The organism is Herbiconiux sp. VKM Ac-2851, assembly GCF_013205105.1.
GTDB classification, from domain to species: domain Bacteria; phylum Actinomycetota; class Actinomycetes; order Actinomycetales; family Microbacteriaceae; genus Herbiconiux; species Herbiconiux flava.
This window is the reverse complement of sequence record NZ_JABMLJ010000003.1, coordinates 1-25763: the sequence shown is the minus strand read 5'-3', so window position 1 is coordinate 25763 and position 25763 is coordinate 1. Positions and strand designations below refer to the sequence as shown.

Genomic DNA, 25763 nt, shown 5'->3' with positions numbered 1-25763 from the left:
GCGACGTGACCGTGCGCCGACTGAAGAGTTAACAGCGAGCGTCCGACGTGATCGAGCACTGTCAGCTGCGACCGCGACGCGTCGCGCTCGGCCCTTGCGTTCCGCGCAGATCGAACTGCTCGCGCTGGCCAAGCATGTTTCACCGGTTGGTTGCACACGCCGACCTCGAGGGCCACCGGTGGCCCTGCCGTTCATGCAACGATCGGCCTGCGACTACTGCCGCTCGGTCGTAGAAGGGGGTCCTTGTTCGATGAATCACCCACGCTGATGGTGATCGTTGTGTCAAGGGTGGCACTGCGCTGCGGGGATCGGTTGTTGACGTGACTGAATAATGAGGCTCAGAGCAGGGTTGGCCCCAGCAGCTTTTCGATCAAGACCGTGAGGTGATTGCGCTCGGCGGATGACAATCCGGAGGCACCAGGCAGCACCGCGAGCCGCACGTCGCCCTGCACTCGTGCGGCCAATGCATCTCCATCCTCGGTAAGGAAAACCTCGACAGCGCGACCATCGGTGGCGCTACGGGCGCGACCGACGAGGCCGCGCCGCTCGGCCCGCTCGATCAGGCCCGAGAGGGTGGACTTCTCTAAGCCCAGGTGCGACGCCAGATGGCTCATCTGGGGCCGGCGACCGCGGAGCACTCCGAGCAGCCGCAGCTGAGTGAGTGATAGGTCATTGTCGGACGCGATGCGATTCAAAGCACTCGTGACGACAAAGGCCGTCTGGGCCAGGGCATCGACTAGACGGGCCTGCTCGCTATCGTCGGTCATCGCACTCCTTGACTTGATTGGTAGTACGAACTATATTGTTCGCACTACCAACTATAAGACTTTGGAGGCTCTCATGCATGCAGCACTCGTCACCTCGTTCGACGATGCCCCTCACTACTCCGACGCACCCGACCCCGCCGCCGATCGGCCCGAGCAGATCATGCTCGACGTGCTCGCCGCTGCACTCCACCCGCGTGTGCGTTCACAGGCGAACGGTGCTCATTACACAACAACCGGCGCGCTGCCGCTGATACCGGGCGTCGACGGGGTGGGCCGCGATTCGGACGGGGCGCTTCGCTACTTCGTGACCGAGGAGGGCGCAATGGCCGAGCGCATCGCGATCGACCGCCGCGCAAGCGTCATCCTCGACCCCTCACTCGACCCCGTTGTCGTGGCTGCGGCAATGAATCCGGCGATGTCGTCGTGGATCGCCCTGACGCGGCGAATCACCTTGCCCGACGCTGCGCATGTGCTGATCGTGGGCGCCGCCGGCAATGCGGGACGACTCGCCATCGAGGTCTCCCGACACCTCGGCGCGGCACGGGTGAGTGCAGTGGCACGCGATACGACCCGCTTCTCCGAACTGACCGAGCTCGGCGCTGACGACGTCCTGACCTTCGAGGAGGTCAGTCGCGCATCCGAAGCTGACGTCGTGCTCGACTATGTATGGGGGTCGCCCGCCGGCCGCGCGATGGGCGCGTTCGTGGGAAGTCGGGCCGATCGGGCCAAGCCCGTGGCTTGGGTACAGATCGGCTCGGTGGCGGGAGCAGAAGCCCCAATCCCCTCGGCGGCTCTTCGTTCCTCCGCACTGCAGCTCGTCGGCAGCGGTCAGGGCTCGGTAAGTACCCGTGACATCATCGCCGAGCTCCCGCTACTCGCCGCATTCGTCACTTCCAAGTCGGCCCACGTGACGGCACGTGCAATCCCTTTGGCGGACATCACCGGCGCCTGGACCGCGCCCAGCCGGGAGCGGATTGTGTTCATCCCCTGAACCGAGCTGCATTGACACGTGATAACTCAGCGGATATCTTCGCTCAAGACCGTGCGGCACGACGAAGGAGTCACCATGACTGACAACGTTTCTAGATCCTGGCCGCGGCCTCCTTACGACCCCGCAGTCGCCGCAGGGCTGGAAGCAATGGGCGCCAGCGGCATCTTTTCGCCTCTATCGCTTGGGACGCTGCCCGCCATGAGGCAGCTGTCCGTGCCCGAAGACTTCAGCGCTCATGAGCTCGAGAGGCTTGAATTCGTCGTGCCCGGTCATGACGGGGCTGAGCTGGCACTCACCGCATTGAGAAGACGAGATCACCAGAGCGCTGGCCCGGCCATCTTTCACATTCATGGCGGCGGAATGGTGATGGGTGACCGTATGACCGGCATGTCGCTCGTGGCGCCCTGGGTGGTCGAGCATGACGCCGTAGCCGTCACGGTCGAGTACCGGTTGGCGCCGGAGTATCCAGATCCGGTGCCCGTTGAGGACTGCTACGCCGCGCTCCAGTGGACCGTGACCAATGCGGACCTATTGGGAGTCAACCGCGCGCGCATCTTGATTGCCGGGGCCAGTGCCGGTGGCGGCCTCGCCGCCGGCGTCGCACTGCTTGCCAGGGACCGAGGAGGGCCACCTCTCCTTGGTCAGTTCCTCCTGTGTCCCATGCTTGATGACCGAAACGAGACGGTGTCTAGTCACCAGTTCGACGGAGTCGGCATCTGGGATCGAGGGAGCAATCTCGTCGGCTGGAACGCTCTGCTCGGTGAAAGGCGTGGCTCCGACTCAGTGTCTGTCTATGCCGCCCCCGCTCGAGCGACAGACCTCACCGGCCTCCCGCCGTCCTACCTCGACGTCGGCTCCGCGGAAGTTTTTCGAGACGAGGTTGTCGCGTATTCCAGCATGCTCTGGCGTGACGGCGCTGCTGCCGAACTCCACGTTTGGCCCGGTGGGACCCACGGTTGGGAGGCTCTGATACCGCAGTCGGAGCTTGCACGCATGGCGGCCACCGCCAGGTCGTCGTGGGTCTCGAGAATTCTTGCATCGTGACGGTGGACCAAAGCCCCCTTCGGATTGGGGTGCTTGGTGCAGCGCGAATAGTGCGGGACGCGATAATTCGGCCTAGCCACCGCGTGAGTGGAGTCGTTGCTCACGCGGTAGCGGCACGGGACCAGTCGCGGGCCAAAACCTTCGCTTCCGACCACGGCATTCAGGTCGCCCACGAAAGCTACGAGAGTCTGCTGCGTGATCCGACCGTCGATGCGGTCTATGTTCCGCTTCCCGCGTCGCTCCACGCGGAGTGGGTGGTTGCGGCGGTTGAGGCTGGAAAAGACGTGATCTGCGAGAAGCCTTTCGCGGGGAACGCAGCGTCAGCATCGCGCGTCGAAGGGGTGGCAGCGCAGTCGGATCGCGTCGTCATGGAGGCCTACCACTCCCACTATCACCCCTTGTACGGGCGACTTCGCGACATCATTCACGACGGCGAGATCGGGTGCGTTCATTCCGCCCGCTCAACCTTCTTCGTGCCGATCCCTCCTGGGAAGGACATCCGCTGGTCGTTCCCGCTCGGCGGCGGAAGCCTCCTGGACATCGGCTACTACCCCGTCAGAGCACCGACGGAGCTCTTCGGCTCAGATGCCGCCGTTTCGCGGGCACAGGCCAGAACTCGGGGACCGATCGATCGCCGCATGGACGCCACGCTCACCTTCCCTGCCGGGATAACCGCCACCGTGTCATCGGCCATGTGGTCCTTCCCGCTCTTCGAGATGAGCTTGACCATCGAAGGATCGGACGGGTCACTGCGAGTGACCTTCCCTTTCCATCCCCAAATGGGCAGTCGCATCAGGATTCGACGGCGAGGGCGGTCCAGAACCGAGATGCCCACGCGCAAAAGCACGTACGACTTCCAGCTTGAGGCCTTTCGAGATGCGGTGAAACTGCGCTCACCCGTCGAAACCAACGCATCGGCAGCGACCGCCCATCTCGAACTACTCGACGCGATCTACCAGGAAGCAGGGCTTCCTCTGCGTCCGTGAGGTCAGGCCGAGTCGCCGGCGATCAGGTGGAGTTCAATGTCAGCGGCCGCCGGCACCTCGCCCTCACCGAGCGCTGCCAGCGCTGCCGCTACCGACAGCTGCGCCACAGCCGCTAGGTCGTAGCCGATCGTCGTCAAACGGGGATTGGTCACCTGTGACAGCGGGGTGTTGTCCATTCCCACGAGTCCAATGTCCGCGGGGACGCTCCAGCCTCGCCTATTTGCCGCATTCAACAGGGTTATAGCGATGTCGTCGTTGTAGCAGGCCACCCCGACACCGGGTTTAAGAAGATCGAGTGCCGCCCCTGCTTCGGCGGCGTCGACGCCCAGCCCGAAAACCATGGGCGCGGGCAAACCAGCTTCCCGACAGACGTCCTTGACCGCATTTTCCCGGTCGTCTCCATAGGGATCGAGGCGATTGTCGCGGAGGTGCGCGAAAGCTATGCGTTGATAACCCTGGGCCACGAGATGCTCAGCCTGGATTCGTCCAATGGAGTAGTTCAGGTTGCCGCTCGTTGAGGTGTCGAAGCTGGGCACGCCTCGCTCCGCCAGGATTGACTTCTCTTGGTCGGTGAACGGCTGGAGCGATAGCACCGCCCTCGGCTTCATCCCAGCCAGAATGCGGTCGAGCGACGAAGGTGACTGGGTCGACAGCCGGAGGACAAGAGTCAATCCCCGCTTTGCTAGCTGCTCGGTGACAGTGTCGAAGATGTCCTGGAGATTGCCACCGAAAGTCGTATTCGGCACGAGAGCGATGACGAAGTCGCTCAGACCGGTGCGCAGCATGCGCCCGGCCGTGGACGGCTCGTAGTCGAGCTCCTTCGCCGCCTTCAGCACCCTCTCAGCAGTCTCCACTGCGAAACGGTGTGCGTGACCGTTGAGCACCTGGCTGACGGTTGCTCGAGAGAGCCCGGCATGCCTGGCTACATCCGCACTCGTCACCGTCATGTTCAACCTCCAAAGCCGTTCCAACGGTACACGCAGTTACCTCGTGGCAATCGAGTTGACACGAGATAACACCTATGTTGTACTGCATTATCACGTGGTAAAAGACACAAGACGAAGGAGTCCCCATGTCGGATAACCCGAACGCGCCGGCCGCACCCGGCTCGTCGACCTCCCCAAGCCAGCAGGCTCTAGCCGCCGAGACGCGCGCCGAAAGCACCCCGACCGGCTCCATCCGCACCCAGGTCAAAGCGAAGTTCATCGGATTTCTGCTGTTCGCGATGTTCGGTGCTTACGTCGCACTGGTCGCGCCGATCGGGCTCTCACTGTCTCTGCGCATCCAGGAGATCGCCCCGTCGAACGTCGAGGTGTTGGGCTACATCATCGGCATCGCAGCGATCGTGACGACGATCACCGGCCCATTGATGGGGCTCTGGAGCGACCGCACCCGGTCTCGATTCGGCCGACGACGCCAGTTCGCGATCGGAGGTGCGGTTGTCGGTTTCATCGGGCTCAGTGTCATCGCCACCGCCACGACAGTGCCGGTTCTCCTCATCGGTTGGATCGTCACCTCCTTCGGTTGGAGCAGCGGCATGAACTCCCTGATCCAGTCCCAAGCTGACCGTCTCCCCGAATCGCAGTACGGCCGGGTCGCGGGTCTGACTGGCTTCGTTCAGATGGTCGCACCGGTCGCAGGCGTCGGTCTCGCCAGCGCCTTCATCGGCAACAACTTCCTGGTCTTCCTGGTGCCGGGAGCGGTCGGGCTCTTCGCGATGCTCTGCTGGTTCATCTTCGTGCCGGAACGTGACACCCGAGGGGTCGAGTTCAGTGATCAGCTGAGCGTACGTAAGGTACTGGGCAGCCTGGTCTTCAACCCCCGCCGCTACCCCGACTTCGCTTGGAACTGGCTGGCCCGGCTGCTGTTCATGACCGGGGTGACGTTCTCGACCACATTTACGTCCCTGTTCTTTGCCTCTCGGCTCACGGAGAGCGGCCAGGTCTCCGAGATCGGCGGGATCATCGTCGTCCTATCGCTGGTTAGCATCGCCGTGACCGGACTGGGCGCCCTACTGGGAGGGTTCCTCTCCGACCGGATCGGACGCCGCCGAATCTTTGTCCTTGGCGCCGGCCTGCTCTACACAATTGGTGCGATCGTGCTCGCGTTCGGGGGGAGCAACTTCGTCATTCTCCTGGTGGGGTCCGGGCTGACGGGTCTTGCGCTCGGCATATTTTCTTCCGTGGACCAAGCGCTGGTGCTCAACGTGTTGCCGGAGAAGGACACCGACGCCGGCCGCTTCCTGGGTATCAACGGCTACAGCACCTCGATCGCCCAGGCCGTCGCTCCCCTACTGGCCGCGCCCCTCATCCTGATCGGCGTCAGTGGTGGCGAGAAAAACTACGGTCTCCTCTTTCTCATTGCCGCAGCCCTCACGATCATCGCGGGCATCATCGTGCAGTGGAAGGTACGGGGCGTCCGTTAGGCCGTTCTGCACCCCACCGCCCGCCCATTTTTGGAGCTAAACCAATGACCAAGACCCTTTTCACCGAAGGTTGGACCTTCCACCGGGATGGCTCCTCACCCGAAGAGCCCGTGCAGCTCCCCCACGACGCCATGATCGGCGAGCCGCGAGTGGCGCAGGGCGGAACCGATAATCACGGCGGGTTCTTCCCCGGCGGAAAGTACCTCTACCGGAAGCGATGGACGGCCCCGTCCGATGATCGGCTGCACTCACTCCTCTTCGAAGGCGTATTCGGCCACACCCGCGTCCTCATCGACGGCAAGGAACGAGGCGTCAGCCTCAGCCCGTACCGCCAATTCGAGGTAGCACTCCCGGCGACGCCCTCGGGACACGAAGCCCTAATAGAGGTATTCGTCGACAACTCCGCGGTACCGAACAGCCGCTGGTACACCGGATCAGGCATCTACCGGCCAGTGTGGCTGCGATCCGTCGCAGCCGACCGAATCTCCTCCGACGGTGTCAAGGTCGTCACCCGATCGGTCACGTCAGCGGACGGCGACAATGAAGCGACGGCGGATGTCACGGTGCACCTCGAGGGGCCCTCAGCCACCGGGGCTATCGTCAGGCTAGAGGTCAGCCGTAACGGCCAACCGGTACTCTGCAGTGAGGTGACAGCGACCGCGCCAATCGTACGCTTCGCCACGGTCATCCCGGGAGTCGAGCCGTGGTCGGCCGATACGCCACATCTCTACGACATTCAAGTGACGATGGTCGTCAACGACATCGTCGCCGACCAACGCCAGATCCGTACAGGCTTCCGCACAATCGAAGTCGATTCACGCCACGGGCTCCGCGTCAATGGAACGACGGTGCTACTGCGCGGAACCGCGGTACATCATGACAACGGCATCCTCGGAGCCGCAACCGTCGACGCGGCGGAATGGCGGCGGGCGCGCATCCTGAAAGAAGCGGGCTTCAACGCGATCCGGAGCGCACACAATCCCCTGTCACGCGCATTTCTCGATGCCTGCGACGCTCTCGGCCTCTACGTCATGGACGAGCTCACCGACATCTGGTTCCGCCGCAAGACACCCCACGACGGCGCGCCCCGTTTCCGCGATGAGTGGGCCGATGACGCCGTCGCGATGATCGAGCAGGACCGCAACCGACCGTCGGTCATTATGTACTCGATCGGCAATGAGATCGCGGAGTCCGCGCTGCCTGGGGGCATCGAGATGGCCAAGCGCATCGCGGCTTTCATCCGGGCGCAAGACCCAACCCGCCCAACGACCATCGCGGTCAACCCGCTCCTGGCAATGATGGCCACCCGAAGCAAGAGTGACACTGACCGACACGACACCCCTCCCGAACGAACTCCGGCAACAAGCACCGCCGCCAACCAGATGGCGGCCAAGATCGGCCGCATGATGGTGCTCGCGTCGACCCTGCCTGCAGCCGACCGCGCCAGTCGGGGCGCCTTCGCCGCCGTCGATATCGCCGGGTACAACTACGGCTACGCGAGCTACCGTGGAGCGCGCCGGCGCTACCCCGACCGAATCATCGTCGGCACCGAGTCGATGCCCGGGGATCTGCCCGCCATCTGGCGGCGGGTGACGACAGTCCCGGGAGTGATTGGGGACTTCAGCTGGACCGGCTGGGACTACCTCGGCGAGGTCGGGCTCGGCTATTGGTCCTATGGCTCAGAGCCCGGCGGCATCGCAAAGCCGTTCCCAGGAATCCTCGCAGGCTGCGGCATCTTCGACATCACCGGCGGCGCCACCGGCATGCTGCACCTCGTTCAGGCCGTTTGGGGCATCACCGACAATCCGGGCATCGCCGTGAGGCCGCTCGACCGAGCCGGTCAGCGACCGAACAAGACGCCGTGGCTGTCGACGGATGCCCTACCCGGCTGGTCCTGGCGCGGCCATACCGGCACGACTGCCGAGATCGAAGTGTACTCGGCTGCCGATCACGTGGAGCTGCTGCTGAACGGCCGCTCGCTGGGTCACCGGAAGGCAGGGCCGAAGAAGAACTTCCTCACTCGATTCAGCGCACCCTATGAAGAGGGCGAGCTTACGGCGATCGCGTACCGTGACGGCGTCGAAACCGGTCGCAGCACGCTGCGATCAGCGGCCTCGCCGAGCCTGCGGCTACGAGCGGAGACGAGCGAACTGTCGGGGTCGAACGATCTTGCCTACATCTGGGTCGAGCTTGCCGACGAGGCTGGCACCGTCGATCTCGGCTCCGACGACGACGTAACCGTCGACATCAGCGGGCCCGGGATACTCGCGGCGCTCGGCAGCGCCTCCCCCACAACCGAGGGCACATTCGTCGACACCGAGCACCGCACCCACCGAGGGCGTGCCCTGGCGATCGTCCGGAGCACAGACGAAGCCGGCGAGATCGTCGTGCGGGCCACATCCACCCGGTACGGCTCCGCCGAACTGACGCTCTCGTCCACCCCCGCAGCGGACACGACGACTTCCGAAGTAGCCACCACCGAACAACCGATAGCCATCACAGGAAGTACCACACCATGACCGTCACCGAGCCGATCATCTCCGGGTTCCACCCCGATCCGTCCGTCTGCCGGGTTGGAGACACCTATTACCTCGTCAACTCCAGCTTCGAGTACTTGCCCGGCCTTCCCGTGCACTCAAGCACTGACCTGATCACCTGGGCGCCCATCGGAAATGCCCTGACCCGTAGCACCCAGATTGCCGAGCACCGGGGCTACCCGAGCGCCGGCATCTTCGCCCCCACCATCCGTCATCACGACGGACGATTCTGGATCATCGTCACCAACGTGAACGACATCCCGCTCGGCCGAGGCCACTTCATCATCACGGCTACCGATCCCGCCGGGCCCTGGAGCGATCCGGTGCACATCAACGGAGCGCTCGGAATCGACCCTGACATCGTGTGGGACGAGGCTGGAACCGCACACGTGACCTGGTGCTCGCTCGACCCTGCCCACCCCGGCATCCTCTCCGCACCGATCGACACCGCTACCGGTAGCTTCGCGAGCCCACCGATACAGCTCTGGGAAGGGACCGGACTCGCCTTCCCCGAAGGACCTCACCTCTATCGTGTCGACGACTGGTGGTACCTTCTCCTGGCCGAGGGCGGCACCGAGCGTGGCCACGCAGTCACCATCGCGCGCGCCCGCTCGCTCGAGGGGCCGTACGAGGCAGCACCGCACAACCCGATTCTCAGCCACCGCAGCCTCCCTCTGCCAGTGCAAAACGTGGGCCATGCCGATCTGATCGAGCTCGCCGACGGTTCGTGGGCGGCAGTGCATCTCGGCGTACGCCCACGGGGTCAGACCCCCGGGTTCCACGTCAACGGGCGGGAGTCGTTCCTCGTCGGCATCGACTGGGTGGACGGCTGGCCGGTTGTCGACGAGGACCGCTACCCGGTCCAGCCCATCGACCACTCCTTCGTCGACACCTTCTCCGACCCCGCACTGCATTCACGCTGGCTTGGGGTCGGCCGGTTCCCCTCCTCGTTCACCACGCTGACGCCTGGCGGCGGCCTTCTTATCGACGGTCGGGCAGACGACGGCCACACTGTCCTCGCCGCTCGTGCCGTCGACCAGGCCTGGACCGTGACTGCGAGCTTTACCGTCGATGGCGGCGAGGGGCGCCTCGGGCTCCGGATGGACGAGAAGAACTGGTACGGCCTGAGCTATGACGGCACCACCGTCACCGCCACCGTGTCTATCGGCACGATCACTCACACGGTCGGCAGCTGGCGACCCGCCGCCACCCCGGTGCTGCAGCTCGCGTCGCGGCCGGCACCGGTGCTGCCCCACGGGGTTTCGCTCGAACCCGACCTGATTGAGTTGAGCGCTTGGGCCGGTGAGGTCGAACACCACTTCGGCAGCTTCGACGGCCGCTACCTCTCCACCGAGGTCACCGGCGGGTTCACGGGCAGAGTGTTCGGCGTCGAGGCCGTCTCCGGGCTCGTGCACCTCCAGGAAATCCGATACACGACCGACACCGCGATCTGAACGAGAGAAACCGATGACCGAATCTACACGACCCGAGTTCCTCTGGGGCGCCGCGACGGCTCCCCACCAGATCGAAGGGGACAACGTCAACAGTGACTGGTGGGTATACGAACAGCGGATGCCCCAGTTCAACCCAAGCGGAGACGCTGTCGACAGTTACCACCGCTACGAGGAAGACATGCGCCTCCTCGCCGACGCCGGGCTGACCGCCTACCGCTTCGGTATCGAATGGGCGCGGGTGGAACCCCTGCCGGGAGCCTTCTCGATTGCTGCCCTCAACCACTACCGGCGGATGATCGACACCGCTCTGGAGCTTGGGCTCACCCCGGTGGTGACCCTCCACCACTTCTCCAGCCCGCGCTGGTTCATCGAAGAAGGGGGTTGGCTCGGCGACACCGCCTTAGACCGGTTCGCTGCATACGTAACGAAGGTGAGCGAAATCCTCGACGGGGTCGAGTGGGTCTGCACCATCAACGAGCCGAACATGTTCGCCTTCATGATGCTCATGGCGGGCGCAATCAACTCCGATGCCGTTCCCGAGATGGATACCCCCACCGTGCAGCCCGAGGGCGGGTTCGTGCTGCCACTTCCCCTGCCGGAAGCCACCGAGCGGCTGATCGAAGCCCACCACCTCGCTCGCGGGATCCTCCACGAGCGCACCCGGGCAGCGGTCGGCTGGACGATCGCCAACCTCGCCCTCTACCCCACCGATCAGGCAGCTGAAGAGCGCTTCCACCAGGAGCAGTATGACCGCGAGGACATCTTCCTCGAGGCATCTCGGGACGACGACTTCATTGGCGTGCAGGCTTACTCAACCCAGGGGATCGACCGCAATGGCCTCGTGGCACATCCCGCCAGTCCCGACAACACCCTCGTCGGCACCCCGTACCGCCCGGACGCCCTCGGCCTCGCGGTCCGGCATGCCTGGACGGTCACCGGTGGAACGCCCATCTTGATCACTGAGAACGGCATCGCCACCGCCGACGACGACCGTCGCATCGCCTACACCGCCGAGGCGCTCACCGGCCTCTTCGCCGCCATCGACGACGGCATCGACGTGCGCGGCTACCTGCACTGGAGCGCTCTCGACAACTTCGAATGGGGGCACTGGGAGCCCACCTTTGGCCTCATCGCCGTGGACCGCTCCACCTTCGCGCGCACCCCGAAGCCGAGCCTGGCCTGGCTCGGCGGGGTCGCCCGACGCGGCCGCCCCTGACGCCCCGCACGCCCTCGAGAAATAGGAGAACCATGTCCGAACCCACCCCGCTTACCGGCGACTCGACGATCGCGGTCTGGATCGAGCATCCGATCGGGGCGCCGATCATCGCTCAGCTCCTGACGGCGCTGGGCCGAGACGACAGCGTCCTGGCCCAGATCCAGAACCTCCCCCTGAACACACTGGTGGCCATGAGCCAGGGGCAGCTCAGCCAGGATGTCGTCGACGACCTCGTGCGCCAGGCGAACGGTGGCGTCCTGCCCGAACGCGAGACATCCGTCCCGCCGATCGGCTCCTCCCGGTTCGCCGGCAAAACGATCATCGTCACCGGCGCCGGTTCGGGTATCGGCCGCGCAACCGCCGAGCGTATCCTCGCGGAGGGCGGCCGGGTCGTCGCCGTCGACATCGCCACCGACCGCCTCGACTCGCTCGTGGATGCCTCACCGGCAGAGGCGGTCATCGCAGTGGCCGGCGACATCACCGACGACGCCGACATTGCGAGAATCGTTGAGGCCGCCGGTGACAAGCTAGACGGCTTGGCAAACGTTGCCGGGATCATGGACGGGATGCTCCCGCTGCACGAGACGGACGATCAGGTCTGGGATCGGGTGTTGGCGATCAACGTCACTGGCGCGTTCAAACTCACCCGCGCAGTGCTCCCCTCCATGCTTGCCGAGGGGAGAGGAACCGTCGTGAACGTCGCGTCAGAAGCGTCTCTCCGCGGTAACGCCGCCGGCACCGCCTACACAGCTTCCAAGCACGCCGTAGTGGGAATGACCAAAAGCGCCGCGTTTTTCTACGGGTCGAGCGGTATCCGTGTGAATGCCGTCGCTCCTGGCCCGACGGCGACAGGCATCGCCGGCGAGTTCCGGTCTGAGTTCGCCGAGGCACGGATCAGCAGATTCTTCCCGCTGCTGCCTCCGGTGACGACCGCAGAAACCCTCGCCGCGTCGATTACCTGGTTGCTGAGCGACGACAGCACAAACGTCAACGGTCAGGTTCTCGCCTCGGACGGCGGTTGGTCCGTCCAGTAGAACGCCCGGCAGCTGCTTCCTCAGTCTCAGCTGTTCGCCCCCACCACTACCGCCACCACTCTCAGAAAGAGACTATGACCAAGCTGAACAACAAAGTCGTCCTGATCACTGGAGCATCCTCCGGCATCGGCAAGCAGCTTGCCCTGCGCGCCGCTTCGGAGGGCGCCCACCTCGCCATCTGCGCCCGCACCGAGTCGAAGCTGGAGGAGACCAAGCGCCTCTGTGAGGAGCGCGGCGCCGAGGTCGTGGCTGTGCCGGTCGACATCATGGACGTCTCTGCCCTGGAGCGGTTCGTCGACGTATCGGTGGAACGCTTCGGCACAATCGATGCCCTCGTGAACAACGCACACACGATCACGCTGCCGGCCCCGTTCCTCGAGAAGACGATCGATGACCTCGACATCGAGCTGCGCAGCTCGGTCTACGCCTACTGGCACCTGATGAAGCTCAGCTTCCCGCACCTACGCGACCACGAGGGCGCCGGGGCGTCGATCATCAACTTCGCATCCGAAGCCGCCGTGACCGGCGACGCACTCTACGCGCCCTACGCGGCCGCGAAAGAAGCGGTGCGCGGACTGTCGCGCGTTGTCGCCCGCGAATGGGGTCAGTACAACATTCGCGTGAACACGATCTGCCCGAACGGGATGACCGACAACATCTCAACCGGCATCGACTGGATGGAGCCGGCCACGCGCGACCACATCGAGAAAGCTTTCGTGGCGAACCCGTTCCATCGCGTCGGCGACCCCTACGAGGACGTCGCGCCCGTGGTCGTGTTCCTCGTCTCCGACGACAGCCGCTGGATCACCGGCCAGAACATCCATGCCGACGGCGGCGGACTCATCAGCGCCTGACCCGGCTCGAACCACAAGGAAAGGAATTCCATGGACGGACTGCAAGGAAAGATAATCGTCTTCGCCGGTGCAGGTGGCATCGCGGCAAGTACCGCGGCAATCCTGGGGGCGGCTGGGGCGTCGGTAGTGGTCGGCGACGTCCGGCTCGAATCTGCCGAGCGTACGGCAGAAGCCGCAGTCGTTGCAGGCGGAGAATCGCTCGCTCTCGCCACCGACATCTCATCGGAAGCCGATGTCGCGGCACTGGTGGACGGTGCGGTCAGACGCTTCGGCCGGATCGACGGCCTGTTCAACGTCGCCGCTAATATCTCGCCCGAGGAGGTGGCGCAGGACACCGACGTCGTCGACATTGAGCTCGCCGCCTGGCAGCGAAGTCTCGACGTGAACCTCACCGGCTACCTGCTGACGCTGAAGCACGCGCTGCCCCACCTCCTCGCCGCCGGCGGCGGGTCCGTAGTCAACACGATGTCGGGGGCCGTCTACGCGGGTATGGCGGACAAGGTCGCCTACGCTGCCACGAAGTCGGGAGTGGGGGCACTAACCCGGCACGTAGCCAGACGGTACGGCAAGCAGCGCATCCGCTCGAATGCCGTCGCCCCGGGAATGGTGCTGACCGAACAGACCCGCGCCAATCTGCCAGAGGAATATCAGGAGCTGATTCTCCAGGCAACGCCCTCTCACCGTCTGGGGGAGCCCGACGACATCGGCGCGGCGGTGGCCTTCCTGCTCTCGGATCAGGCAGCGTGGATCACGGGCCAGACGCTCTGCATCGACGGCGGAACCACCATGCGCACCTGACCCGTCGCACGACGACAGAGACCTCCGCGGTCTGGACCGGGCCACCACCCGGAACCAGACCGCGGAGGTCTTTGCGTTCCGCGCCGCTACTTCTCGGCGGCCACCACGTCGAGGCTGGCCGTCAGGGCAGCCAGGGAGTCTCCGCCGACCCAGAGGTCGATAGTGGTTACGTCCTGCACCCGGTCTCGGGTCGCCGCGCTCCAGTAACTGAGCGACTCGCCCCCGAGCTCGAAGGTCACGGTGCGAGTCTCGCCGGCAGAGAGCGCAACGCGCTCGAAGCCCTTCAGCTCCCGTACGGGGCGGGAAGCGGACCCGTACCGCTGATGGATGTAGAGCTGCACCACCTCGTCGGCGTCACGGCTGGAAGTGTTGGCGACGTCGATCAGCACGCTCACCGATTCCCCCACGCGCACTGAGCCGCGGTCCAGGCGTAGGTTGTCGTAGCTGAAGGTGGCATAGCTCAGACCGTGGCCGAACGGGTAGAGGGGTGTCGAAGCCTCGTCCCAGTAGCGGGTGCCGCTGTCGTCCGGAGCGAAGGTGCGGTTGTGGGCGTAGATCATCGGCACCTGACCGACGTGCCGCGGCCAGCTGAAGGGTAGTCGACCGGCGGGCGAGACATCGCCGAACAGCACTCGGGCGAGGGCATGCCCTCCCCGGGTTCCGGGGTACCAGGCCTGCACGACTGCTGCCGCGTTGGCGTCAATCCAGCGCAGGTCAAGGGGCCGACCGGACATTACGACGACGATCACCGGCGTGCCCGTCTCGACGATCCGCTGCACCATCTCGAGCTGCCGGCCGGGCAGATCGAGCGTCGACCGCGAGGCGAGCTCACCGGACTGGTTCTGCCGCTCCCCCACGACGACCACGGCCACATCGGATGCTGTGGCGACGCGCACGGCATCCTCGATCGCGATGTCGTCATCGTCGGAACTACCGTAAGTGGCTTCGCCGGGGTCGGGGTCCTGTCGGTCGAACGGAGAAGGGAAGAGTCGGTCGGGCATCGCCACCCCGGGGGCGTAGTCGACTGTCAGGTCATCGCTTGCGCGAGAGCGGATGCCCGCGAGCACGGTGACTGTGTCCTCGGTAGTGTGCCCGAAGACCCACGGCCCGAGCGTGTCCCGCTTGCTGTCGGCGAGCCGCCCGATGACAGCCAGACGACCCTTGCCCGCGAGGGGCAGCGCTCCCTCATTCTTCAGGAGCACCGTGGAGCGCTCGGCGACCGCCTGCGCGACGTCGAGGTGACGGGGGTCTGTGAGGATTCCGGGGGCCGCGTCGGCATCCGTGTACGGATTTTCGAACAAGCCGAGCCGGAACTTCGCCGCAAGTACCCGTCGCACCGAAATGTCGAGCTGCTCCTCGGTGAGGAGCCCCGCGGCGATGGCGTCGGGGAGATGGTCGAAGGCGGGATGGGAGACGCTCATCTCCATGTCGTTGCCGGCCGTGATCGCCCGTACCGCGGCATCGCGCGGGCCAGCAGCGAAGTGCTGCTTCTCCATCGATTTGACGGCGTTTGCGTCGGAGACAACGAAGCCCGTGAAGCCGAGCTCCGTGCGGAGGATGTCAGTGAGGAGCCACCGGTTCCCGCTCGCGGGCACGCCGTTCAAGTCCGTGTAAGAACTCATGATGTTCTGGGCGCCGGCGTCGATCGCGGCTTTGAACGGCGGTAGGTAGACGTTGTGCAACTCGGAGTCCGAGACCTCGGCGTCCTCGTAGTCCCTGCCCCCTCGGGCCGCGCCGTAGCCGGCGAAGTGCTTCGGACCGGCTAGCACGCTTTCCGCTCCCAGGTCGCCTTGGAATCCTCTGACCTGTGCCGCAGCGACCGCGCCGCCGAGGAAGGGGTCCTCGCCTGCCCCCTCGACCATCCGGCCCCAGCGCGGGTCTCGAGCGATGTCGATCATGGGCGCGAACGACCAGTGGATCCCGGAGGCGCGGGCTTCGCGCGCGGCGACCCGCTGGCCGGCTTCGACCGACTCGGGATCCCAGGTCGCTGCTAACCCGATCGGCACGGGCAGCACCGTTCGGAGGCCGTGGATGACGTCGAACCCGAACATGAGCGGGATGCCGTGCCGGTTGCCCGCGATCGCCAGACGCTGATACCTGTTCGCCACCTCAGGATCTTTGATGAACAGCAGCGACCCCACCTTTCCCTGGGCAGCCGCTGCCTCGACCTCGAGGGGCTGACGCACGAATAGCTGATGCTCCGGCGGTAGTGAGTCGATGTCGAAGTCAGCGGGGAGCTCACCGACGTCGAAGCAGAAGTACTGGGTGAGCTGGCCTGCTTTCTCCTCGATGGACATGCGACCGATGAGGTCGTCGACCCTATCGGCCACGGGAAGGGCTGGGTTCTGGAACGGAAATTCTGAGGACACGTCGTTCTTTCGGTCGGCAGGGGCGGGGTCAGCGGACGGACTTGACTCGGAGCAGCACGACAAGTCCTCCGATGATGGTGCAGACGGCTGCAGCTAGGTAGAGAGGCGTGTAATTCTTGTCGCCGTCGGCGGCGATTCCGATGAGCAGGAAGGCGGGTGCAACGATCGGTGCGACAGCCTGCGGCAGGGTGAAGGAGAAGCTGTTCAACGCGTTGAACCGGGCCGCCTGGGTGTCGCGTTCAGGTAGCACGTCGAGGACGAGGGCCTGGTCGACCGCCGAGAAGACACCGATACCGAGATTTGTCAGGAAGAATCCGGCAACGATTACCTCGAAGCTCGGTGCGAAGGCGACAACCACGGCGCCGATCGCAAAGACTGTGCCGCCGCCGAGGATGAAGAGCTTGCGTCGGCGGAGCCTGTCCGACAGGAAGCCTCCTCCGATCGCTCCGCCCATGGTGGCGATGATCCCGAGCAAGCCGACCAGGGCGACTGTGCCGCCGATTTGGTCGATCGGCAGGCCTAGGCGCGAGGACATGAAGAAGGCCGTGAACGTCGAGCTCAGCGATAGTCCGAAGAAGAATATGAACCGGCCCACGAAGTTCCAGGAGAAATCTGGGTACTTGCGAGGGCTGAACGTGTACTTGGCGAGCATTCCCTTGACGTCGAGCTTTTCATCGGCAACCCGCTCACGGGTGTCGGACTCGCGAACGAAGAGTATGAACAGCAGCACGAGCACGACACCGATCAGGCCGGGCACCAAGAAGAGCGCTAGCGAATTGAACGCAAGTGCCCCGCCCGCGACCGCACCCACCACCGGCGCAATCTGACCCACCACACCGGTGAGCCCGGCGACCTTCCCGCGCTGGGACGCGGGGAGGCGGTCGGCCTGAGAGTTCTGCAGACCGCCGATGACCTGGCCCCATCCGAGTGTTGACACGACCCAGCCCACCGCGAGGAGCGGGACGTCCTGCGCCAGCGCGAGGATCGTAAGACCAAGGATGCCGACGACGAGACCGGCAATCATCCATGGCCGACGACGCCCAAGTCGCGACCGGGTGCGATCGCTGAGGACACCGAATAGTGGAGCTAGTACGACGCCGATGCCGGCGGCGATACCCAGGACCAGACCGAGGCTCTCGACATTGTCGGGGGCGAGCGCCTGGATCTGAATTGCGAGCGAAAGGGCGATGGGGGTCACGAACGCGAGGTTTGCACCGAACAACGCCAGCAGGAGAAACGTGATGTAGCTCGTCGGCACGCGAGGACGATCATCCTCGACTACCGGACTTCTCTCCGCAACCGCTTCAGACTCCGCTGTTACGGGTGATAGCGCGATTGGGAAAGCTTCTGCTGATTCTTCGAATCCAGCTGAGTTCGTCACTTTTTCGACTCCTTTGTCCTGCGGGCATCTTTGCGAATTGTCACGAGATAACCAATCGTGTAGGGACGTTACCACGTGACAAAAGATTCGCGAAACTGAGGGACGGGTGCCGCGAGCATCGGTAGCGACCCCGGCCCACTCAGGCCTTGGATCCATCCGAAGTACCTTCTGAAGCCAGTGACCTCATCGCCGTGTGGCTCGATATCAACGATTAACACGGTTTGCCGCCACACCCGTTGGTCATAGCCGCGACACTTCAACTGAGCCGCACGTGAAACGCTCGTACGTCGCCGGCTCGTCGAGAAGACTCGAGAGGGACCGGCTACCTCGCTAGAACCGGAAAGTCCCCTTCGCGAGTAGTGGGTCGAGAGAGTTCCGGCGCTAGTCAGCAAGGTTGAGCTCGAGGGCCGCGCGGGAAGGGTGTCTACATCCCGAAGGTGACCGGCTCATCCTGAGGCCTAGATCTCGGGTTCGAGCGCCTCGATCCTGTCACTCAGGGCGCTCTCGACCGAGGCAGTCAGCTCCTCGGCGATGATCGTGTCGCTATCCGTTTCGACCATGTAGAACACTCGGCACCAGTTCGGCCGGGAGCGCCAGCATCATCGCGACGAGCTGGCCGCCGCGATTCTGGACGCCACCGCAGCGGGAGTGCCGGAACCATCTCGAGGCAGCGGCGTCCAGCCGCGACATTCTCCTCGCGACCGAGGTCACGATCGAGGGGGACGCGGTGACCGTGCCCCTCTCGTTCGAATCGACGATCGGCGAGGTGATGGCGGATGCGCACGGCCGGAGCGTGCTCGGCACGGCACTGCAGCCCCTGGTGGGTCATGCGACGTCATCCGACGAGTCGCTCGGGATCGACATGGCCATGATGACCGCCTCCATCCCGGTGGGCCGCGCCCTGAAGAGCTTCATCGGCATCGGGACTCAGGAGCTCGACGAACTGCGAGCCGCTCTGGAGGACGGCGGACAGCCACGGGAGGACTGAATCCACAACTCGCCTGCCGAGAAAGGGTGTGAAGACGAAATTCTCCGGCGACTCGACGTTCTTCACACCGCCGCTTGGGGCGGCACCGGCGAGGGACGTCTATCTCCTCTGCTTCACGAGACCCTTACTCGCAACGCGGGCAGGGTCTCGCAAACCTAAAGATTTGCGAGACAACCGGGGTGGGCCCGGCCGGTCACTCCCCTCCCCCGGAATCTCGGCGCCGCTCGGTGTCTCACAAAGTCATCTCCTGCGCCTGCGTGTCTTAGGGCTGAGCCAGAGGCTTTACGAGACATGATTGCGGCATGAGGCTTCTTGGCTACACACGCGTCAGCACCGCCGGCCAGGACCCGCAGCTTCAGATCGACTCACTGCTCTCTATAGGGGTGCAGAAGCGGGACATCTTCGCCGACGTCACCTCTGGCAACAAGACCGCCGCATCACGACCGGGAATGCAGCGGCTCCTCGACTACGCCGAGGCCGGCGACACCGTCGTCGTCTGGCGCGTCGACCGACTCGGACGTTCCCTGATCGATGTACTCAATACCGTGAACGGGCTCCGCGACGCGGGCATCAACGTGCGATCCATCTCAGACGGAATCGACCCAGCGACGTCGACGGGCCGGCTGATGCTCAACATGCTCGCCACCTTGGCCGAGTACGAGCGCGAGCTCATCGTCGAACGCGTCAACGCCGGCATAGCCGTCGCTCGAGAAGCCGGCACCCAATTCGGACGCCCGAAGTCCGACCCCGGTGTCGTCGGCGAAAAGCTCGCGATTGTCGCCCAGGCTCGATCCGCAGGCAAGACCGCGGCCGAGGCAGCGGAACTAGTCGGTTGGAGCCGGGCTACACTTTACCGCCACCAAAGCGCGCAATTCCGCTGACCGTGGCGTCCCGTGTCTCACAGACTGCTCGAGCACGTGAACCGTCGAGGCAGCTTTGAAGACATAGCTGCGAGACGCTGCCGTGGCGCACTGGAGCCTTTCAGACGCTGCCCGCCAAGCCATTCACGAGACGCCTCGCATCCCTAGGGTTGCGAGACGAGACCCTAGTTCAAGCGCCGGCCAGGATGGCGAGGGAAGGTGCGCGGCCTCGTTCGATGTGCGCGAACATGATGGATTCGGCGAGGCGGTCGTTGCCGGTGCTGATGGCGTCGAGCAGGGTGTGGTGCTCGACTGATTGATGCGATTCATCACGATCAGACGTGAGGTAGGAGAGCCAGGTGAGTCGTCCGGTGATGCCACGCATCAGCGAGGTCAGGAGCGCGCTGCCGCCGATGGTGACGATCGCTTCGTGCACCTGGGTGGAGGTTTCTGCAGCGGCGAGCCAGTCTTGGGTCTTGAGCGCGTGGTGTTCAGCGTCGATCGCGTCGAGGAGGGGTCGGATAGATGCTCCGTCGGTGATGGCCCGGGCGGCGAGGCGTGCGGCGAGGGTCTCGAGGCTGAGGCGGGCGTCGTAGAGTTCGGTGACGTCGGCGCTGGTCCATTCCGCGACGCGGGCGCTTCGGCGTGGGAGCGTGCGCACGAGGCCCTCGTTCTCGAGTTGCGGCACGGCCTCACGGATGGGGAGTCGGGAGACGTGGAGTTCGGTAGCGAGGGCCGCTTCGACGAGTCGTGAGCCTTGGGGGTAGTGACCGAGGATGATGTTGCGACGCAGGGTGCGGTAGGTCTGACTGGCGAGGGATTCCTCGGGAGCGGCGACGGTCCGGGGTTCGATTTCACTGACCACCTGACCATTCAACACGCTCACCCGGTCGGCCAGCTGCGCGACTTGGCGAGAGGGCGGGCATAGCTGTCGATCTTGCTCGTCTGGAGGCACTGCCGGATGAGCGTCTCGACGAGTGCGGCGGCGGCGGCGACGCCGTCGATCACGGGCACCGGGAGGCGGGAGCCAACGTGCTCTTCGAGTCCGGCCATCCCGGCGCAGCCGAGGCAGATCACCTCGGCGCCGCGGGCGATCGCCCGCTCGCCCGCGGCGACGAAGGCTTCTGCCGTCGCGAACGGGTCGGCGTCCAGTTCGAGTACACCGAGTCCGGTGTCCTCGATCGCGGCGCAGTGTCCAATGAGCCCGGCGCCGGCGAGGCTGTCCTCGATCTGGCCGGCGGCGCGTCGCACGGTCGTGACGACGCCGTAGCGACGGCCCAGCAGCATGGCCAGGTGCGCGGACGCCTCGGTGATGTCGACCACGGGGATGTCGAGCAGTTCGCGCGCGCCCTCACGGCCGTGCTCACCGAAACCGGCCATCACGACGCCGTCGATGCCGTCGGGCAGGCGTTCGAGGGTGTGCAGAACGGCGGCGGCGCTGATGAAGCTGTCGTACCAGCCCTCGGCCGATTCCACGCCCCAGGTGGGGGTGACCGCGACGATCTCGATGCCGGGACCGACAGCGAGTCGCGCGCGGGCGGCCGCGGTCTCGGTCATCGACTCGGTCGTGTTGCAGTTGACGACGGCGATGCGGGTCATGCGAGCACCGGCGCGGCCCGAAGTCGCGTGCTGTGGCCGACGCCGTCCTTCACGGCGAGGTCGATCACGGCGGCGGCGACCGCGAGGTCCTGCGCGGCGAGTCCGACGGAGTCGAACACCGTGATCTCGTCATGTCCGGTGCGTCCGGGCGCGGTGCGGGCGACGATGTCGCCGAGCTCTCGCAGCACCATGTCGTCGACAAGTGCCCCGTCGACGATGGCCTGTACGAGGTCTCCCGACTTCGCGCGGGCGGTCGCAGCACTGTCGACGACCAGCAGGCCGCGCGCCATCGCCGCGCCGTCGAGCTCGCGATGCCCGGCTCGCGGCCGGGCGCCCACGGCGTTCACGTGCTGCCCTGGCCGGAGCCAATCGCCCCTCACGATCGGTTCCATAGACGGCGTGAGCGTGCACACGATGTCCGCGCGCTCGATCACCTCCTGCGGGCCGGTGGCGACGGTGAGCGCGCCGAACTGGCCTCCCAGCGCGTCCTGGAACCGATCGAGGGTGGCCGTCGAACGCGACCAGACGACGATCTCCCCGATCGGGGCGATTCGGCGGATGGCGCGGACGTGCTCGAGGGCGAGGTTGCCAGCGCCGATCAGGCCGAGAACCCGACTGTCCGGGCGCGCCAGGTATCGCGTCGCGACGGCCGAGGTTGCCGCCGTGCGCAGCCGGGTGATGATGCCACCGTCCAGAACCGCGACGCACTCCCCCGTCGAGACGGAGGAGACGACGATGGTGGAGCGTTGCGAGGGCAGGCCACGGGAGGCGTTGCTGGGGATGTCGGCCATCAGCTTCACGGCGACGAGGCCGAGCCGGTCGGAGCGGGCGGCCATCGGCAGGAAGACGGCGTCATCCGCACCGGCTAGGGCGATGGGCGCAGGTTGTGTCATCGCTCCGGTGCCGAGGTCGGCGAAGATCGCCTCGACGGCGGCGTAGACGTCGACGCCGCCGACGAGATCGGCGATCTGGCCGGCGGCGAGGACGATGGTCATGACCGGGCGCCGACCGGGCGGGCGCTGGTGAGTTCGGCCAGCGACGGGGCGCGCACGATCAGACCCGCATCGACGAGGATGCGCATCCACCGGTCCGACCCGGCGGGGTCGATGACGGTGGTGTCCCACACCCCGCCGGCGGCCATCTCGTCGGCGGCCTGGCGCAGCAGCGCCGGGTCACGGTCGGGCCAGCGGCTGGCGAGCACGGTGTCGATCTCGGCGGTCGCGGCGCCGGAGGTGATCCTCTCCATCGCGGTGCCGATCGCGTCGATGAAGCGGTTGATGCGGTCGGAGAGCTCCTCGAGCCGGTCGGTGCGGCAGTAGTAGATGCTGTTGGGCATCACTCCACCGGAGTCGAGGTGGCTGAACACGATGGTTCCCTCACCGGCGGCCACGAGCTCCTTGGCCGACAACAGATCGAGGATGATCGCGTCGCCGAGACCGCCGCGGTAGAGCTCGATCATCATCGCGGTCGAGAGGTCGCGCACCCACCGGGTGGCGGCGACGTCGAGACCGGCCTCGCGGATGAGTCCGGCCGTGAACTCGAACGGCGCACTGCCACCGGCACCCGGCGCGAGCACCACCCGCCCGGCGAGCCAGTCGAGGCCCACCGCGCCGGTGGCGTCGCGGGCGACGATCGTCATTGGGAAGCGGTGGTTCAGCTGACCCACCACCGTCACCTTCCGGTCCATCCCGGCGTAGAGGCCGGGAACCCAGTGCCCGCCGAGCGCAAGGTCGGCGGCTCCGGACTCGAGGTCGTCGAGCACCCCCGTCCACGGGTCGCAGGCGACGGCCGTGACCGCGAGGTCGTTCGCGGCGAAGATGCCGCCGACATCCGCCACGTATTCGGGCAGGTAGTTCAGACCGTTGGCGGTGGCCGAGATGTTCAGGGTGTCCATGGTGTTCCTCCAGTGAGTGATCGGTCGGGGGGATGGTGGTCAGTGGGCTGCGGCGGCGATAGCGTTCTCGTTGACGTCTTCGAGCGACCGGCCGCGGGTCTCGGGGGCGAAGCGGGAGGCGACCACGAGGATGGCGTACATCACGGCGGCGAGACCGAAGACGCCGGCGAAGGCGAAGGATCCGTAGAGCGCCACGGCGAGGAAGGGCATCACCGCGCCGGCGATGTTGCCGATGCCGTTCACGATCGACGCGCCGGAGGCGCGGATCGCGGTCGGGAAGACCTCGGCCGTCCAGGTGGCGATGGTGGTGTTGGTCACCATCGTGAAGAACTGGAACAGGGCGCCGAGCACGAGGATCGCGGCGGTGCCGTCGCCGAAGGCCGCGAATGCGAGGGCGGTGAGGCAGCCGAGCACGCCGGCGGTTCCGACGGCGGTTCGCCGCCCGACTTTGCCGGCGATGATCGCGGCCGTCGTGGCCCCCAGGAGCGAGCCGATGTTCATGATCATCGTGTAGAGCAGGCTCTCCGATACCGAGTAGCCGCGCTCCACGAGCAGGGTCGGCATCAGGAAGTTGAGCGTGACCTGCGATCCGAAGGCCATCCACGAGGCGACGCCCAATGCTGCGGTGCGACGAATGACCGGCCGACTGAACACGGCCGCAGGCGACGCCGACATCTTCACGGGCGGCAGATCGGCTTCGGTCAGCTCGACCGGGGGCCGGGCGCCGGTGTACTTCAGCGAATTCGAGGCAAGGATCGCCAGCGACCGGTTCGCATCCGCGACCCGCCCCCTTGAGAGCAGGAACCGCGGGGTCTCTGGCAGGCGTCGGCGGTAGAGCACGACCAACAGGGCGGGCACGGCGAGGATCACGAACGTCCAGCGCCAGACGGCATCCGGTCCGCCCAGCGGCGACTCGAAGGGGCCGAGCAGCAGCAGGAACAGGCCGTAGGAGATGAAGTTGCCCACACCTCCGGCGCCGACGTTGATGGCGCCGATCGCGGTGCCGCGGAACTTGGTCGAGACCATCTCCGACAGCATCACGATGCCGATCATAAACTCGCCGCCGATGCCGATACCCACGATCAGGCGGCTCACCAGCAGCATGTCGTAGTTGAACGAGATGGCGCTGAGCAGGCCGCCCAGGGTGTAGATCAGGAGGTTGATGCTGAGCGAGAAGCGGCGGCCGTACCGGTCGGCGAGGAAGCCGGCGAGCAACCGCCCGATCAGTCCGCCGACGACGGTCGCGGTGTTGATGGCGGTGAGTTGGATGTCGCCGATCTGCATCGAGTCCTTGATGTGGGTGCCCATGGCGCCCACCGAGTTCTGCTCGAGGGTGTTGAAGAACTCCCCGGCCAGGATCAGCAGGAAGATCCAGAACTGCGCACGGGTGAAGCCGATCGAATCGAGAACCGAGGCGACGGTGTGGCCCGAGCCCGGGATGGTGGATGAGGCGGGGGACGAGACGGTGGTGCGGGATACAGCAGGCATGCGGAGCTCCCAGCGTGTGAGGTGTGAGATGGAGCCGGTCAGAGCAGCTTCCATGTGTGGACACCTCTTTTGTATCCCAGATACTGTTTCGAGCAGGTTTCAATCACGCTACGAACTCATTATATCCCGACTTTACGGGCCACTAGCGAATTCTGGGGCGGCCCCTCACTGTATTTAGTATCCCAGAGTAGAAACCGAGACCGTAGGCAAGGAATGTCACCGTTCGTCGCGGGGCGAGCAGTCCTCCACTCTCTGCAACGACAACCGCGCTCACGCGGCCCAGGTCGTCACGATGGCGCGGTCGCTGCAGGCCAGGAGAGACCCCGAACCGAACGTCACGGAGAGTCACGATCTACCGACCGCAAACTCTGAGTCACGCCGGCGCATAACATCGATGTCTCATGACCGATTGTGTTCACAACCAACGTCGTCCTCGTCGCAGACGTTGATCCTGACCTCGATGGCGTTCTTACTGTCAAGGCCGCTAAGCGCAGCTCACTGATCGGCATGACTCTCAGCACATCCGAGAGGATCGACGCCCACGAGCGCCTATCCCACGATTGGCCCGGCGTTCTCGACCTCGTCCCTACTTACAGTGACCTCTCAAGCCGAATAGCGATCGTCGCGAACGGCGCCTACCGCTACAACATCAAGGAACCATCGCCGATCGTCACGCTTATTGAAGGCTTGAGCGCTGACCTCGCAAGCAAGAGCCAAATCAACTGACCGGACGAACGGGGCGTCTCGAATAGCACCCGGTCACCGGAACCGTTCCGGACGAGGAAAATGAGACGCCCGATTGCGGCGTGTCGGGCGGACCGTCGCGGCGCGCGGTGATCGATCCCCTATCGAGACGGCTCGATATACGTGTTGCAGATAAGGCGCCCTTGCGGGCAATTTCATCGGGCGGGCTAAACGGGCATCCCAACAACGGCGGCGTCGACGGAGCGCACCGACCTTGTCGCCGCCCGCCGGCCGACCGTCTTTCGGGCATTGATAGTGAATCGTTGTGCGGGAGGTCTGGACGCGTCCAGCCGAGCACGGATGCGGTAGCCTCGTCGCAGAGGGAAAAATCCCG

The 25763-nt window shown here is 65.3% G+C and carries 22 protein-coding genes; 13 read left to right on the top strand and 9 right to left on the bottom strand.

The features are described from left to right. Positions 1–338 precede the first annotated feature (338 nt). Positions 339–767, bottom strand: a complete 429-nt coding sequence (locus tag HQQ85_RS13025) for a MarR family winged helix-turn-helix transcriptional regulator (protein WP_173182996.1) — start codon at positions 765–767, stop codon at positions 339–341. 73 nt (positions 768–840) lie between these two features. Between HQQ85_RS13025 and HQQ85_RS13020 the strand changes: the two genes are divergently transcribed. The 3 genes from HQQ85_RS13020 to HQQ85_RS13010 all read left to right on the top strand — a co-directional run bounded on the left by HQQ85_RS13020 (position 841) and on the right by HQQ85_RS13010 (position 3788). Then, the gene (locus HQQ85_RS13020) at positions 841–1758 is read left to right on the top strand and encodes a zinc-binding alcohol dehydrogenase family protein (RefSeq protein WP_173182995.1); all 918 of its coding nucleotides are present in this window, start codon (positions 841–843) and stop codon (positions 1756–1758) included. A 75-nt stretch (positions 1759–1833) separates the two neighbouring features. Continuing rightward, positions 1834–2802: an alpha/beta hydrolase gene (locus HQQ85_RS13015; protein ID WP_173182994.1), complete on the top strand. Its 969-nt coding sequence runs from the start codon at positions 1834–1836 to the stop codon at positions 2800–2802. Then, positions 2775–3788: a Gfo/Idh/MocA family protein gene (locus HQQ85_RS13010; protein WP_371741892.1), complete on the top strand. Its 1014-nt coding sequence runs from the start codon at positions 2775–2777 to the stop codon at positions 3786–3788. The genes HQQ85_RS13015 and HQQ85_RS13010 overlap by 28 nt, the downstream gene beginning before the upstream one ends. A gap of 2 nt (positions 3789–3790) precedes the next feature. On the opposite strand, the gene HQQ85_RS13005 is transcribed toward HQQ85_RS13010, so the two are convergent. Continuing rightward, positions 3791–4735: a LacI family DNA-binding transcriptional regulator gene (locus tag HQQ85_RS13005; protein WP_173182992.1), complete on the bottom strand. Its 945-nt coding sequence runs from the start codon at positions 4733–4735 to the stop codon at positions 3791–3793. Between the two features lie 125 nt (positions 4736–4860). Here HQQ85_RS13005 and HQQ85_RS13000 point away from each other — a divergent pair, with 125 nt between their 5' ends. The 7 genes from HQQ85_RS13000 to HQQ85_RS12970 all read left to right on the top strand — a co-directional run bounded on the left by HQQ85_RS13000 (position 4861) and on the right by HQQ85_RS12970 (position 14106). After that, positions 4861–6213 carry an MFS transporter gene (locus HQQ85_RS13000; RefSeq protein WP_173182991.1) on the top strand — a complete coding sequence of 451 codons (1353 nt, stop codon included), beginning with the start codon at positions 4861–4863 and terminating at the stop codon, positions 6211–6213. Between the two features lie 44 nt (positions 6214–6257). Further along, entirely contained in the window at positions 6258–8732 is a 2475-nt protein-coding gene (locus HQQ85_RS12995; protein ID WP_173182990.1) for a glycoside hydrolase family 2 TIM barrel-domain containing protein, read from the top strand. Continuing rightward, positions 8729–10204, top strand: coding sequence for a glycoside hydrolase family 43 protein (locus HQQ85_RS12990; RefSeq protein ID WP_173182989.1), 1476 nt, complete (start codon positions 8729–8731; stop codon positions 10202–10204). Before HQQ85_RS12995 ends, HQQ85_RS12990 begins: the two co-directional genes overlap by 4 nt. Before the next feature lie 13 nt (positions 10205–10217). After that, on the top strand, positions 10218–11420 hold the full coding sequence (locus HQQ85_RS12985; protein WP_173182988.1) for a glycoside hydrolase family 1 protein: 1203 nt from the start codon (positions 10218–10220) through the stop codon (positions 11418–11420). A gap of 32 nt (positions 11421–11452) precedes the next feature. Continuing rightward, positions 11453–12454: an SDR family NAD(P)-dependent oxidoreductase gene (locus tag HQQ85_RS12980; RefSeq protein WP_173182987.1), complete on the top strand. Its 1002-nt coding sequence runs from the start codon at positions 11453–11455 to the stop codon at positions 12452–12454. A gap of 74 nt (positions 12455–12528) precedes the next feature. After that, positions 12529–13308: an SDR family NAD(P)-dependent oxidoreductase gene (locus HQQ85_RS12975; protein WP_173182986.1), complete on the top strand. Its 780-nt coding sequence runs from the start codon at positions 12529–12531 to the stop codon at positions 13306–13308. A gap of 30 nt (positions 13309–13338) precedes the next feature. Next, positions 13339–14106: an SDR family NAD(P)-dependent oxidoreductase gene (locus HQQ85_RS12970; protein ID WP_173182985.1), complete on the top strand. Its 768-nt coding sequence runs from the start codon at positions 13339–13341 to the stop codon at positions 14104–14106. Between the two features lie 86 nt (positions 14107–14192). Here HQQ85_RS12970 and HQQ85_RS12965 read toward each other — a convergent pair whose 3' ends face one another. Together HQQ85_RS12965 and HQQ85_RS12960 are read right to left on the bottom strand one after the other, a co-directional pair. After that, positions 14193–16436, bottom strand: coding sequence for a glycoside hydrolase family 3 N-terminal domain-containing protein (locus HQQ85_RS12965; RefSeq protein ID WP_371741891.1), 2244 nt, complete (start codon positions 16434–16436; stop codon positions 14193–14195). A gap of 67 nt (positions 16437–16503) precedes the next feature. Beyond that, positions 16504–17733, bottom strand: coding sequence for an MFS transporter (locus HQQ85_RS12960; protein ID WP_371741890.1), 1230 nt, complete (start codon positions 17731–17733; stop codon positions 16504–16506). 850 nt (positions 17734–18583) lie between these two features. Between HQQ85_RS12960 and HQQ85_RS12955 the strand changes: the two genes are divergently transcribed. Further along, positions 18584–18844 carry a hypothetical protein gene (locus HQQ85_RS12955; RefSeq protein ID WP_173182983.1) on the top strand — a complete coding sequence of 87 codons (261 nt, stop codon included), beginning with the start codon at positions 18584–18586 and terminating at the stop codon, positions 18842–18844. 302 nt (positions 18845–19146) lie between these two features. Further along, positions 19147–19725 (top strand): recombinase family protein, encoded by a 579-nt coding sequence (locus HQQ85_RS12950; protein ID WP_173182982.1) that lies wholly within the window; start codon positions 19147–19149, stop codon positions 19723–19725. 169 nt (positions 19726–19894) lie between these two features. On the opposite strand, the gene HQQ85_RS12945 is transcribed toward HQQ85_RS12950, so the two are convergent. From HQQ85_RS12945 to HQQ85_RS12925, 5 genes are read right to left on the bottom strand one after another with little or no spacing between them, the layout of a single operon-like run. Further along, on the bottom strand, positions 19895–20569 hold the full coding sequence (locus HQQ85_RS12945; RefSeq protein WP_173182981.1) for a GntR family transcriptional regulator: 675 nt from the start codon (positions 20567–20569) through the stop codon (positions 19895–19897). Between the two features lie 17 nt (positions 20570–20586). Further along, positions 20587–21303 carry an aspartate/glutamate racemase family protein gene (locus HQQ85_RS12940; RefSeq protein WP_173182980.1) on the bottom strand — a complete coding sequence of 239 codons (717 nt, stop codon included), beginning with the start codon at positions 21301–21303 and terminating at the stop codon, positions 20587–20589. Further along, positions 21300–22298 carry an ornithine cyclodeaminase family protein gene (locus HQQ85_RS12935; RefSeq protein ID WP_173182979.1) on the bottom strand — a complete coding sequence of 333 codons (999 nt, stop codon included), beginning with the start codon at positions 22296–22298 and terminating at the stop codon, positions 21300–21302. The genes HQQ85_RS12940 and HQQ85_RS12935 overlap by 4 nt, the downstream gene beginning before the upstream one ends. Continuing rightward, the gene (locus HQQ85_RS12930) at positions 22295–23197 is read right to left on the bottom strand and encodes an ABC transporter substrate-binding protein (RefSeq protein WP_173182978.1); all 903 of its coding nucleotides are present in this window, start codon (positions 23195–23197) and stop codon (positions 22295–22297) included. Before HQQ85_RS12930 ends, HQQ85_RS12935 begins: the two co-directional genes overlap by 4 nt. Positions 23198–23236: 39 nt before the next feature. Continuing rightward, complete coding sequence (locus HQQ85_RS12925) at positions 23237–24685, bottom strand: MFS transporter (RefSeq protein ID WP_254069457.1); 1449 nt, start codon at positions 24683–24685, stop codon at positions 23237–23239. 411 nt (positions 24686–25096) lie between these two features. Between HQQ85_RS12925 and HQQ85_RS12920 the strand changes: the two genes are divergently transcribed. After that, the gene (locus HQQ85_RS12920) at positions 25097–25411 is read left to right on the top strand and encodes a hypothetical protein (RefSeq protein ID WP_173182977.1); all 315 of its coding nucleotides are present in this window, start codon (positions 25097–25099) and stop codon (positions 25409–25411) included. Positions 25412–25763 lie beyond the last annotated feature (352 nt).